Origin of the sequence: Paenibacillus medicaginis, from assembly GCF_042138635.1 — a bacterium.
Taxonomy (GTDB): Bacteria; Bacillota; Bacilli; order Paenibacillales; family Paenibacillaceae; genus Paenibacillus; species Paenibacillus medicaginis.
In genome coordinates this window covers 284667-297452 of the sequence record NZ_JBHIRY010000004.1, presented here as the reverse complement: position 1 = coordinate 297452, position 12786 = coordinate 284667, and the positions used below count along the sequence as shown (strand labels likewise).

Below are 12786 nucleotides of genomic sequence, written 5' to 3'. Positions count from 1 at the left end.
ATGAAAAAACAGCCGAGAACCCAGTAATGACAAGGGCTCACGGCTGTTTTTCGTTCGATTTAGCTGCAAAAGTCAGGTTATAACACCATATAGAGCCCTCTACAATTGCAGATGTAGACATCTCCAACTCTACATGTAGACACCTCCAACTGCCTTCATATCATTTCGCGGAATGCTCTGTTTGCATTCCAGACAAAAGCAGTATCAGAGCGCCGCCTTCACCTGCTTAATATAAAAGAACCGCACAATGATAAAATAAACAACCTGAATCAGGAAAAACACGCCCAGCACGGCGGCCGACTCGCGGAACAGCGAATAGGCAAACATATTCGACATGGCCGTGAGCGCAACAGCACCGTGAATCAATGCGACGACAATCGGTGCAAAGAAGAGCAGCGAAATCTGCCGGGTGAGCACGCGGGTCAGTTCTTTTTCACTTAGGCCCAGCTTGGAAACAGAACGGAATTTCTCTTTATCACCGTCCAAATCGCTATACAGCCGGAAGTACAGAAAGCTGCCTGCCGAAACAAAAAACACGATGCCGACGAACAGACCGATAAACAGCATCGGAGCATATCCGCGAATGACAGCCATCATCTGATAGTCTTTGGCGAAGAACAAGTAGTTGTCAGAGGACGGAAGCTGTTCCGCCAGTCGTTCGCCCGCTTCAATCGCACCAGGCTGTCCTGCGGCCCCTATCCAGACATGCAACTCACGGACATCATCAGGTTGACCGAGTTGGGCGTAAGCCTGATCTGTCAATACAAGCGAAGCTTTGTTTTCAGGCAGTATGGTAGACAGCACCTGTCGGTCCGCCTGAATCGTGACACCGGATGCCAGCCGGTATTCGGAATCGGTCTGCGGTTCAGACATGAGTCCGCCGGAAATCCAATACCCCGCCACAGCAGCCTCTCCATCCTTCAATTGAATTTCTTCCGCCTGCAATGGATCTGCCAGTCGATTGTATTCGGATTGGCTGATGATCAGAACCGGCTTTTTATCACCTTCAACCTGATAATAGGTCAGGGTTGCTTCCAGCGGGACGGCCTGCACGTGTGCCCTGGATAGTTCTTCATGAATCATTTGCACTTGCTCGTCTGCTTCCGCATTGGATGTTGTAGATTTCAGGCTGACCAAGTAAGGATTGCTGTCCATCATAGGCTCGAGCAGAACTGTTCTGGCTCCGTACAGTGAGCCGATGGAGCAGAAGGCGACCGTCGAGATAATGGAGACCAGGAAAAACGTACGCGCATTGTCCTTCATCCGGTAAGCGAGGTCGGATAGCAGCAGCATATTGGTTTTCCGCCAGAAGATGGATTCGCGCTCCTTCAGCAGCCGGATGATATACACGCTGAGCTGGGTAAACAGCAGATAAGTTGCGACACTTACCATAATGACCACGGGAATCAGCAGTATGACGACCATGATCCCTTTAGCCAGCAGGGACAACGTATAACTGACCGCCAGCAGCAGCACCACGATCAGCGAGAGCACGACAGACGCTTTCGGTTCTCCTTTGGATATTTTGCTTCCTTTGATCAAAGTGACCAGCTTTCCGCTCCGCAGTACGGCTGAGATAAAGAACGAGATCAGAATGAACAAGATCAAAAACGAAATCATCGTGACTGCAATCGCTTTAAGCGGAAAATAAAAAGCGAGCCTGCCTTCAATGTACAGAATGTTTTCTCCCAGCAGGAGCAGGGCTTTGGCGAATACAAGACCCAGCCCGATCCCGCCAACCGTGGCTGCCGCGCCGATCATCATGTTCTCAAGAAAAACCATCCGGCGGAGCTGTCCAATGGACATGCCCTGAAGCATCAGCAACCCGAATTCCCGTTTGCGTGACTGCAGGAAGGCACTCATCGAGTAGAGCACAAAGAAGAACGAGAACACAAAAATGATCCATTTCGAAGTAGCCAGCGCCGCTGCCGCATCGCTGCGTATATGCCCCGGCCCGAGCAGCGGGTGATAGGCAAAGATGGAAAAGGTGAAGAACACCATCACCGTAAACAGGCTGCTCAGAAAATAAGCGGCATAAAGCCTTTTGTTGCGGGCGACATTGTTAAAGGCGAACTGGCGAAACGTCATTGCCGTGCCCCCCTAACAGTGACAAGGTGTCGATGATTTTCTGGAAAAAGGTTTGCCGGTTGTCGCCCCGGTTGATCTCGGTATACAATCGGCCGTCACGGATGAAAATGACCCGGTGACAGTAGCTGGCCGCTACCGCGTCATGTGTAACCAGCATCATGGTGGCTCGTTGTTCAGCGTTGATTCTCTCCAGCATCTGCATCACGTCCTTGGCAGCTTTGGAGTCCAGGTTGCCAGTCGGTTCATCTGCAAGCACGAGTTTGGGGGAGTGAATCATTGCCCTGGCAATTGCAGCCCGCTGCGCCTGCCCCCCGGATATTTCGTAGGTGCGCTTTTTCATAATGTCTGTAATGCCCAGCTTTTCGGCAATCGCCTGTGACCGTACTTTCATTTCCTTAACTCCTTTGCCGTCCAAAGTCAGGGGCAGAACGATGTTCTCCTCGACCGTCAGGGTATGCAGGAGATTGAAGTCCTGAAAGACGAAGCCCAGCTCACGGCGGCGGAATTGGGCCAGCCCATTTTTGGGAAGCTTGGTGATATTGCGGCCGTCGATCAGAATTTCGCCGGTGGTCGGTTCATCAATGGTCGCAATCAGATTGAGCAGGGTCGTTTTGCCGCTGCCTGACGGACCCATAATGCCGACAAACTCCCCGTCTTCGATGGTAAAGCTGATATCGGTCAGAGCACGGTAGGCTACTTTACCCTCGTAAATTTTAGATACCTGGTTCACATTCAGCATGTGCAGTTCTCCCTTCAAAATGCCTTCCTAATCTGTGACCAGTATAGTCCGCCGCTCGAAGCGCCATCTATCGATTTCCCTTTCACTTTGCTTACATGCATGTAAGGTTCGGCTCTGGACGAAGCTGATAGGAGGCAAAAATAATCCGTACTGTCGTGCCTGAGCCCACCTGTGATTCAAGCTCAATCCGGTGGCCAAGGCGGTTAGCCGCTTCTTTGACAAGATAAAGCCCCATCCCTGTCGATTCCCGGAATCCGCGGCCGTTATCCCCTGTGAAAAATGGATCAAACACCCGTTTGATGTCCGAGGCAGGAATGCCGACACCACGATCTCGGATTTCGATGATGGCCTCCGATCTACTCGTATAGGAAGAAATCGTTACTTTTTCCCCGGAGCCTGCGGAGTATTTCACGGCATTGATGATGATCTGGGAAATCATGAAGAACAGCCATTTCTCATCCGACTCGGCGGTGATGTCCGGTTCGCCCGTGATGACCTCCGGGTAGACCTGATTGCGGATTAACAGCCGTTTGTTGTCATTCAGCACCTCGCTGATGATTTTGGAAAGCCGCACCGCCTTCACATGAAAATCCTGCTCGAAGGTGCGCAGCCGTGCCATGTACAATACGGTATTGAGGCCGCCGCGCAACTGTTCAAGCTCTTCGCGAATGCTGGCAAACTCCGGCTCGTCCACATTTTGCACGGTAAGCTCGATGACCGACAGCGGTGTTTTCATCTGATGAACCCACTGATCCATAAAGGTCAGATGCTGCTCCTGCTCCCGCCTGGCCTGGATCAGTTGCTCCTGATAATGCCGATACTGCTCGCGTAACAGCTCCTGCAGCGCCTCGGCTACAGGGGCGGTTTCCATTTTCTCAAAAGAAGCATCCAGGGATTCAAGGGGAGCATTCAGTCTCTGAAAGTAACGACGGCGGCTGAAGTAGTGATAGGCCAGATAACAGCCAAGCAGAAAGAAGCCCAGAAAAGCCGAGTATAACCCAGGCCTCAGCTGGCGGTAGCCGTCCAGCCAATAGATGGAAAGCATCAAAGCAAATTGCACGACCTGCACGACAATAAGCAGGGCATGCTCGCGGAAGAAGAGCTTCACTGCCCCGCCTCCCCGTCCCAGGTAACGTGCAGCTTGTAGCCGGTTCCCCGGACGGTTTCAACCGCGTCTTCAACACCCAGCTCCTGCAGCTTTTTGCGCACCCGTGTTATATTGACATTTAGCGTATTTTCGTCCACATAGGACTGGTCATCCCACAGCTTCTCCAGCAGGGCGTCCCGGCTCGATACCCGTGGATAGCGCTCCATCAGGCTTTCCATAATATCCGCTTCTTTCCTGGTGAGCGTGACCTGTGCGTTTCCCAGCTTGAGCTCCAGCCTTTCCGGCAGCAGCACAAGGCCCTGCACCTGCAGCATTCTCTCCTGATGCCCTGAGGCGTATTCGCCGTATGCCCGCCGGAGCTGACTGCGGATTTTGGCCATTACCACTCCGTAGTTGAAAGGTTTGGTAATATAGTCATCGCCACCGTTTTCCAAGGCCATAATCTGATCCATCTCGCCTGCGCGCGCCGAAATGAACAGCACCGGGCAGGTGGAGGTCAGGCGGATTTGGCGGCACCAATAGTATCCGTCATAACTGGGCAAGTTGATGTCCAGCAGCACAAGGTCGGGCTTATGTTGTTGGAACTCCTCCATCACCTGGCTGAAGTCACGTACGCGATGGACATCGTAGCCATATTTGACGATATAGGATTCAAGAAGCTCAGCGAGCTTTGGATCATCTTCCACGATCATAATTTGCTGCATAAGGCATACTCTCCCTGCATAAAGTTTTTCTTGAAATTTCTCCTTGAAAACATATGACACAGCATGTACTATACATAGAGTATTTTACGAAATATTTCATCCAATTTCATAGAAACTCATATAATCTTGGGAATAAGGCCCGAAAGTTTCTACCGGATAACCACTGCAATTGTCCGACTATGAGTGAACTCGCATGCCGCACGGGGATTCCATTTGAATTTGCAGCGGCTGCTTTTTTGGGTGCTGGATCGTTCGATAGATCCTAAGCCCGGAAGGACAGGTTTCACTTGAGAGAAACAGCTCAAGGAATCTGTCCTTTTTGTTTTTCAGCATTACAGGAGAAAACAAGGGGAGAGAAAGCAGACATGAAGATACTTGAAGAGCGCATCCGGCGCGAAGGACAGATTTTATCCGATACAGTGCTGAAGGTGGATTCTTTTTTGAATCATCAGGTGGATACAGGGCTTGCGCTGCAGATTGGCCGGGAATTCGGACGTATCTTCGCTGATGAGCAGATTACCAAGGTGCTAACGATTGAAGCGAGCGGCATTCAGTTTGCGATGGCCGCGGGCATTGCGCTGGGTGTGCCGTTTGTATATGCGAAAAAGAAGAAAGCCGTAACCCAGGCGGAAGAGGTGTACACGGCTGAGGTGTACTCTTTTACCAAACGGGAGAGCTATCAGGTCAGCATCTCGCGCCGGTATCTTGGGCCCGAAGACCGCGTGCTGATTGTGGATGACTTTTTGGCGACAGGCGCGGCGCTTGTCGGGCTGACGGATATCGTGGCAGAGTCCGGTGCGGAGCTGGCCGGGGTTGGCTGTGTGATTGAGAAGAGCTTCCAGGAAGGCCGCAGCCTGCTGGAGGAAAGGGGAATCCGTGTACATTCCCTGGCGCGGATTGCAGCCATGTCGCCGGGACAGGTGCAGTTTATTGATGAAGAATCGTTAGTCCATTAATTTCGAGGAGGTGGTTGTATGTTAAGCAAACCTAAAGTTTTTGCTCTCGGCTTTCAGCATGTCATGGCCATGTATGCCGGTGCGATTGCCGTACCGTTCATTGTTGGTGGGGCGCTGGGATTAACGGAAACACAAATCGCTTATCTCATTGCGGCGGATTTGTTTACCTGCGGTCTTGCGACTCTGCTGCAGGTTTTGCGGATCAAATATTTCGGCAGCGGCCTGCCGGTCGTTCTGGGCTGTACATTTACCGCCGTGGGTCCGATCATCGCTATCGCTTCGACCTCCAATCTGGCGACGGCGTACGGTGCGATTATATTATCCGGTCTGTTTGTCGTGCTGTTTGCCCCGCTATACGGCAAGCTGCTCCGTTTCTTCCCGACCGTGGTGACGGGAACTGTGGTTACGATCATCGGCCTGACTTTGATCCCTGTTGCCATGAACAATGCAGCGGGCGGCCAGGGAAGTGCGGATTTTGGTGCCCCACACAACCTGCTGCTCGCCTTGATTACGCTGATCGTCATCTTGTTGTTTAACCGTTTGGGCAAGGGCTTTTTGCGCGTCGTGTCCGTGTTGGTCGGACTTGCTGCAGGAACGGCAATTGGTTATTTTATGGGGATCGTAGACTTTTCAGGTGTGGGACAAGCGTCTTTGTTCAGTGTCGCGCAGCCGTTTTACTTCGGTGTGCCGGAGTTCAGCATCGTCGCTGTTCTTACCATGATTATTGTGAATATCGTCAGTATGGTCGAATCCACAGGCGTATATCTGGCTGTCGGGCGGGCGACGGACCAGAAGGTGGAGCAGAAGCAGATCGTGAACGGAATCCGCTCCGAGGGGGCGGCCATCGTGCTGGGCGGTATTTTTAACGCATTTCCTTATACAGCATTTTCGCAAAATGTAGGGCTCATTACGCTTACCCGTGTGAAGACACGCAATGTGATCACGGCGGCGGGCATCATTATGGTGGTGCTTGGCCTGCTGCCAAAGCTGGCGGCGCTCACGACCGTCATTCCGAACGCGGTGCTCGGCGGCGCCATGATTGTGATGTTTGGCTCGGTCGCGGCCTCGGGTATTTCCATTCTTTCCGAGGTTGATCTGCGCAAAGAGGGTAATCTCCTGATTGCGGCCTCCAGCATTGCCGTAGGCCTGGGATCGGCTGCGGTGCCGCAGATGTTCGATATGCTGCCGGAATGGAGTAAAATGCTGCTGCAGAGCGGCATCGTAACCGGCTCGCTGACAGCGGTCATCCTGAATCTGATTTTTTCTGCCCGTAGTGGCGGTCTCGAACAGCCGGGTTCGGATTTTCCGGCACCGCATGCTCCCCAGGAAGCATAATAAGTGGGTGAACATCTTGGCGCCTCAGTTCACAGGGGCGCTCTTCCTACCCGCAGGCTTCCCAGACCAAGACGGGCTATTCGCCAATTTTCGGAACAACCGGTCAGGGGCATCAGCAGTAACAAGCCGGTCCGTCTGTCACAGTCTAGGTACTCTGCAGAAGGATGTCCCATAAGGGAGTAAATGGCGGCACTCAGCTTTGAATTGCGAAAAGACGGGATCACGAAGGACAAAGGTCGAGAGCAGGAGCAAGTTTCCCTGTTCTCGACCTTTTTGTTCAGTTAGAAATCGCTGAAGATTGGCGATTTCTAACTGTTATTTTAAAATGTATGTGGACGTACGGAGCAGCGGAGAGGACGAAGCAATTCCGGAAAAGCGGTAGCGCTCGCCTTTGGCCCCGAATTTCTACCGCTGAAAAATCATTCATAGAAATTCGGGGTCAACAGCGATTGCAGGAATGCTTCGTTCTCGGAGCGTCTCAGAAGATGACAAAGACTGGTCCACCACCCGGGTCCTGCTTCACGCTGGCCTAAAGTCCAGCTTCCAATCCGGCCGCTGGTCCGTTTGCCCGTCCCGAAGAAGAACATATAATGGCCTCAATGATGAGTTGGGGTGATAATAAAAATGTACTTTTATAAAAAGAGAAAGCATGAAGATCATAGTTTATATGTACTGCTGACACATACGGGAACACAGTTTACGACACTGATCCGGCAGTTTACCGCTGCTCCCTATAATCATGCGTCCCTGGCGCTGGATGCCGGGTTGAACGAAATGTTCAGCTTTGGCCGCAAGCAAGTGGCCTACCCGTGGGTAGCCGGGTTTGTACAGGAGGATGTGTATGATGGGACCTACAGCCGTTATCCGGACACCGAGTGCATCCTGCTCCGTATTAAGGTGACCCGGGACATCGTAGAAAGAGTGACTGAGACCATCGATGATTTCAGGCTTCATCAGCACAGATACAGATACAATCTTATGGGACTGCTGGGCGTCTTGCTCCATAGGAGCATTGAACCGGAGAATGCTTACTTTTGCTCCCAGTTTGTTGCGGAAGTCTTCAAGCAGAGCGGCTGTCCGTTGTGGGAGCGGCCGTCAGGACTGATCACGCCAAATGATTTTCTGGTCCATCCCGCATTTGACTACGTGTATCAAGGGCCGCTGTATGACTACCCGCTGCTCGACCAGAGCAGGCTTGTACAACAACAGCTTGCGGAGGAAGAGTGGGGATATCCGGCGGAGATGCCGGGGGTGTCAGGGCATGGCTATTATCCGGATGTGCGTACAGAGCCCGTTTAACCGTAAAAGAGTACAGGCAGTTCCTGATATTTTCCTCTGCAGATGATATACTCTAAAAGTTGGGGTTTTATAGAGGAGCTATCGGAAGGAACTGATCCATATGAAAAACATACTGTTTATCAGTACAGGAGGAACGATTTCCTCATCCTATCAAGAGCATGGCCTTACACCTACACAGTCTGCGGAAGGCATACTGGCCGAGATTCCGGAGCTGCGGGAGATTTGTCACATAGATGCTTACAATCTGATGAGCATTGACAGCACGAATACACAGCCGGAGGATTGGGCAATAATGGCGCGGATGGTGCATAAATCTCTGGATAAGTACGACGGGATTGTGATTGCGCATGGGACGGATACGATGGCATATACGGCTTCGGCGCTCAGCTTTATGCTTGGCACACTGCACAAGCCCGTGGTGCTCACTGGTTCGCAGGTATCCATTCTGGCTGAAAACAGCGATTCCAAGAAAAATGTGATCGATGCTTTTCTGACAGCCTGTGGAGAAGTTGCGGGAGTGTTCGTTGTCTTCAACGGCAAAATCATTAACGGCAGCCGCTCCTCCAAGGTCAGAACACGCAGTTATAACGCTTTTGAAAGCATCAACTATCCATATATCGGTCTGGTCGAGGACGGGAAGGTGAAGTATACGGAAGGGCTTGTGCCTTCGGTACAGGTCAACCATCCGTATAACGATAGCTATTGTGCCGAAGTGTTCCTGCTGCGGCTGATACCGGGCACCAACCCCGGGATATTCGATGCCATTCAATCCTTGGGCTACAAGGGAATTGTCATTGAAGGCTTTGGACTTGGCGGTGTACCGTTCAAGGAAAGAAGCCTGATCGATAAAATCGAACAGCTTATGAGGGATGGCATCACCATCGCGGTTACGACACAGTGTCCTTACGAGGGCGGGGACCTGACCATCTATGAGGTGGGGCAAAAGGTGCTGGAAAAGGGCGTTATCCCCGGCTACGATATGACTACGGAAGCGCTGGTGACCAAGATGATGTGGGCGCTGGGGCAGGCGGCTGATTCGGCGGAAGCAGCGCGGATCATGGGCACCAATTATGTAAATGAGGTTACGATTCCTGCGGATCAGCAGTGATTAGCAGCAATTTGAATATGTAATAAAAGAAACGCCGCCGGGCTTCCGGCGGCGTTCTCCCTTTATAAAGACGCTGGCGGGAACCAGACATGTCTGAGATCGACCCATCCCTGGCTGTTGAAGGTCACACCTCGTACGGAAGGCAGGTAGGCGGTCTGAACCGGCCGCTCATAGAGGATGTGCAGGTGGTTTTCGCGGATCAGCAGCGTCTCCAGCTTCGCCAGCGCCTCTGCTCGGGCCTGATCGTCCGGTTCAGTTCCTATTTTCCGCAGCAGTTTTTCGATATCAATGCGCGTATGTGGGTCGACATGCTCTGCGGCTGTCAAATACAAATCGAAAAGGCGAAGCTGCTCATCCCGGTCGCGGATGAGCGAGAACAGAATCAGGTCCGACTGCAGCCGGACTTCCCCCTTGAAATCCTCGACCGGCACCGATGCTACGCTGCATGTATAGCCTGCCTGCTCTAACTGTGCCGCAATCAGGTCCGCATCCTGTCGGTACTGCGGAATTGTGGCAATTTGCAGGGAGATTGGTGCTCCGCTTTCTGCCTTTTCGGCTGCGCTTGAGGCAGGACCATCGTCCCCACGCAGGCAGGCTATGATGCGGGCCCGCGCCTCCGGATTGCGGAGCGGTCCGGCTTTTTGCGTATTACAGGTGATGAACTTGCGCACGGTGACATCCGAGTGGATCTGGCTCCACGCCCCCGTCTCCGGGGAAGCCGGGTTGTGGATCACGTGGAAGGGGGATGAAGAATCCTCGGAATGATCCGCCGACTCCCAGGGGACGTGGATGATTTCGACACGATCCAGATGGGGGCGGCCCTGAAAGTAATGGGAGAACACCTCCAGGCAGCAGAGGCTCCCGCTCATTTCCGTCAGTCTGAAGGGCCCTGTACCGACAGGCTTCAGACCAAATTGCTGCTCTCCCAATTGATCCAGGTCCTTCGGAACGATGGCCGCCCTGCTGGTGCAGAGGAAGGGCAGGAATAGCTCGTTTGCTTCCTTTAGCTCCATCATCACGGTGAGGGGATTAAGGGCCCTGACCGATTGGATTTGGCGGAACATAAAGCTGTACAGCGTTCTTTGCGAGGTTCGCATCAACCGCTCAAAGGTGTAGACGACATCCTCGGCTGTAAGCATTTTGCCATGATGAAACAGCACTTCTTTGCGCAAATAGAAGGTCCAACCGGTACGTTCGGCGTTCACCTCCCAGGCGTGGGCCAGGCCCGGCACAATCCGCTGGGTTTGGCTATCTCTCCGGACCAGCCCGTCAAAAACATGACTCGATACAAAGGATTCAGCCAGCAGATTCATATACAACGGGTCTACGGTGTACAGCTTCTGCCGTACCGGCAGCCGCAGCGTATCGATCTGCCGATTGCGGCGAATTTCCGAATGGCCGCCAAAGTAGGACATGATCCACCCCTGCAGTCGATCCTGCAGGCTGGCGGACGGCGCATAGGTATGAATCTGGTCCATCGCTCTCCGGATGTCCCGCCGGTTGATGGCCTGCATCATGGATTTTGCCGCGATTTCCTCCGGCTTGACCAGAAATTCCAGCAGCGAGCGGCTGCCCCGGCCCCGCCGCGGCGTCCAGCGGACCCAGCCGTGCTGTGTCATTTTATTAATAATACTGAGTGCGTTGCGATGCGTGCAGTCAAAGGTTACAGCAAGCTCATCCATGGTTACGGAAATTTCATCGCTTTCCCCGTATTGTGCCCGCAGACGCAGAAATTGGTTATACAGCTTCATCGTTTGATCGGCTCCTAAAATAGGAAGTTTGTCATCTTATTTCTTCTCTTTATCTTCTTATTTTATCACCTAGAATAGGGTGTAGAAAATACTGGAGGTCATGTTTCATGGTTGATAAACTGCTGCAGAGCCCCAAACGTCCGCTTTATGCGCTAGCTGGAGCCCTTTTACTGGCGGTCATTCATCAGTATCTGTTTTTTGGATATTTCCCGGGTCTGTCGTATCCGCTATTTACGGTGTGTTTGTACGCATTTATGTTTGTGTACGCCAAGGATCGGATGCGTGAATTCACCTGGTTCGGCTGGCTGTTGTTTACTTCGGTCATGCTTCTGTCCCTGACTTATGTACTGTTTTATAATCCGCTTTTTTATGCACTCAATCTGCTCGTTATTCCATGTCTGGTGTCTGTACATATGGCCTACAAGTTCAGCAGGAGAAGGCTGGATTGGGCCGATATCCGGCTGCTGTGGGATACGATCGACCATCTGATTCCGCAAAACCTGCGGCATACTGGTACGGTGTTCCGCATGCTGAAGAACAGCATCGGCCGACGGATGGAGGAGGGACATAAGAGAGTCCTTGTCCAGATTCTGACCGGTTTGCTCGTGGCAGTGCCACTGGTAACGATTGTAGTGGCTCTGCTGGCCTCGGCCGACGGCATGTTCGACCATATGCTTGCCAGTGTTCCTTCCTGGCTGGGAAGTCATTTATCCTTCGGAGAAGGCGGTGTACGTCTGGTCTGGGCCGTGGTGCTTTGTCTGCTGTTCTTCGGATATCTGTGGGGGTTCGTGGACTTCAAGCCGTATTCCACGGAGCTTAAAACTGGGGATACAACGGATGACAGGCTTGAACAGAAGCTGGGTGAATGGGCGGAGGAGGCGGTAAGCGTCAAGCTTGCTCCGGTGATTACAGCAACCATACTGGTGACGATGAATGTGGTGTATCTGCTGTTTGTTTATACCCAGTTTGCCTATCTCTTCGGGGCAAGCGAAGGTGTATTGCCGGACGGGCTTTCTTACGCGGAGTATGCGAGAAGCGGCTTTGCTCAGCTGATCATGGTGACGGCTATCAATTTTGTCCTGATGCTGGTTGTACTGCTGCTGGGAGAACAGGCCCCCGGCCGGCTGCACCGGTGGAATCAGGGAATGCTGTATGTATTGGTTGCATGCTCGGGGATCATGCTGTATTCCGCGTATATCCGGCTTGTCATGTACGAAGAAACCTATGGTTATACGTATACCCGCTTTCTTGTGCATGCTTTTATGATCTTCCTGGGGCTATTGCTCCTGATCGCGGCGCTACGCATTCATATTACCCGGATACCGCTGGCAAAATGTTATATCCTGCTTGGTTTATGCGCATATGTGCTTATCAATTATATTGGAATGGATACCATCATTGCGGACCGGAACATTGAACGTTACCGTGTGAGCGGCAATATGGATGTCTACTATCTCCAGGGCCTGTCGGCGGATGCAGTTCCACACCTGATTGAATTTGCCCGGAACGAGTATCCGGAGCTGAATGCCCATCTGCAGGAGCGTTTTGCCGGAATGGACAGCATCCATGTACCGTGGCAGTCCTTCAATCTGGCGGAGTATCGTGCGCAAAAGGCTCTTGAAGACTATTTTAGGGGTCAGTAAATACGCGTTCCGCTGCCTTAAATAAAAAAGGGGATGCCCTCAAAGGTCCACACTT

Annotated in this window: 10 protein-coding genes and 1 riboswitch; of the genes, 5 read left to right on the top strand and 5 right to left on the bottom strand. The window is 52.3% G+C overall.

All coding sequences use genetic code 11. The features are described from left to right. Window positions 1-204 precede the first annotated feature (204 nt). The 4 genes from ACE5LO_RS06930 to ACE5LO_RS06915 form a co-directional block, all read right to left on the bottom strand. The gene (locus ACE5LO_RS06930) at window positions 205-2088 is read right to left on the bottom strand and encodes an FtsX-like permease family protein (RefSeq protein WP_375519284.1); all 1884 of its coding nucleotides are present in this window, start codon (window positions 2086-2088) and stop codon (window positions 205-207) included. Then, window positions 2063-2827 (bottom strand): ABC transporter ATP-binding protein, encoded by a 765-nt coding sequence (locus ACE5LO_RS06925; RefSeq protein ID WP_375519283.1) that lies wholly within the window; start codon window positions 2825-2827, stop codon window positions 2063-2065. Before ACE5LO_RS06925 ends, ACE5LO_RS06930 begins: the two co-directional genes overlap by 26 nt. A gap of 91 nt (window positions 2828-2918) precedes the next feature. Further along, window positions 2919-3935 (bottom strand): sensor histidine kinase, encoded by a 1017-nt coding sequence (locus tag ACE5LO_RS06920; RefSeq protein ID WP_375519282.1) that lies wholly within the window; start codon window positions 3933-3935, stop codon window positions 2919-2921. Then, a complete protein-coding gene (locus ACE5LO_RS06915) occupies window positions 3932-4639 on the bottom strand; it encodes a response regulator transcription factor (RefSeq protein WP_375519281.1) in 708 nt (235 codons plus the stop codon). Before ACE5LO_RS06915 ends, ACE5LO_RS06920 begins: the two co-directional genes overlap by 4 nt. Before the next feature lie 96 nt (window positions 4640-4735). Then, window positions 4736-4839: riboswitch (purine riboswitch) on the top strand. 165 nt (window positions 4840-5004) lie between these two features. On the opposite strand from ACE5LO_RS06915, the gene ACE5LO_RS06910 reads away from it, so the two are divergent. From ACE5LO_RS06910 to ACE5LO_RS06895, 4 genes are all read left to right on the top strand, one after another. After that, window positions 5005-5595 (top strand): xanthine phosphoribosyltransferase, encoded by a 591-nt coding sequence (locus tag ACE5LO_RS06910; RefSeq protein WP_375519280.1) that lies wholly within the window; start codon window positions 5005-5007, stop codon window positions 5593-5595. A gap of 18 nt (window positions 5596-5613) precedes the next feature. After that, complete coding sequence (locus tag ACE5LO_RS06905) at window positions 5614-6930, top strand: nucleobase:cation symporter-2 family protein (RefSeq protein WP_375519279.1); 1317 nt, start codon at window positions 5614-5616, stop codon at window positions 6928-6930. Between the two features lie 624 nt (window positions 6931-7554). Further along, on the top strand, window positions 7555-8229 hold the full coding sequence (locus ACE5LO_RS06900) for a C40 family peptidase (protein WP_375519278.1): 675 nt from the start codon (window positions 7555-7557) through the stop codon (window positions 8227-8229). A 100-nt stretch (window positions 8230-8329) separates the two neighbouring features. Beyond that, on the top strand, window positions 8330-9337 hold the full coding sequence (locus ACE5LO_RS06895; RefSeq protein ID WP_375519277.1) for an asparaginase: 1008 nt from the start codon (window positions 8330-8332) through the stop codon (window positions 9335-9337). A gap of 62 nt (window positions 9338-9399) precedes the next feature. Here ACE5LO_RS06895 and ACE5LO_RS06890 read toward each other — a convergent pair whose 3' ends face one another. Next, window positions 9400-11088 carry an ABC transporter substrate-binding protein gene (locus ACE5LO_RS06890; RefSeq protein ID WP_375519276.1) on the bottom strand — a complete coding sequence of 563 codons (1689 nt, stop codon included), beginning with the start codon at window positions 11086-11088 and terminating at the stop codon, window positions 9400-9402. A 107-nt stretch (window positions 11089-11195) separates the two neighbouring features. On the opposite strand from ACE5LO_RS06890, the gene ACE5LO_RS06885 reads away from it, so the two are divergent. Further along, on the top strand, window positions 11196-12731 hold the full coding sequence (locus ACE5LO_RS06885; protein ID WP_375519275.1) for a DUF4153 domain-containing protein: 1536 nt from the start codon (window positions 11196-11198) through the stop codon (window positions 12729-12731). The last annotated feature ends 55 nt before the right edge of the window (window positions 12732-12786 follow it).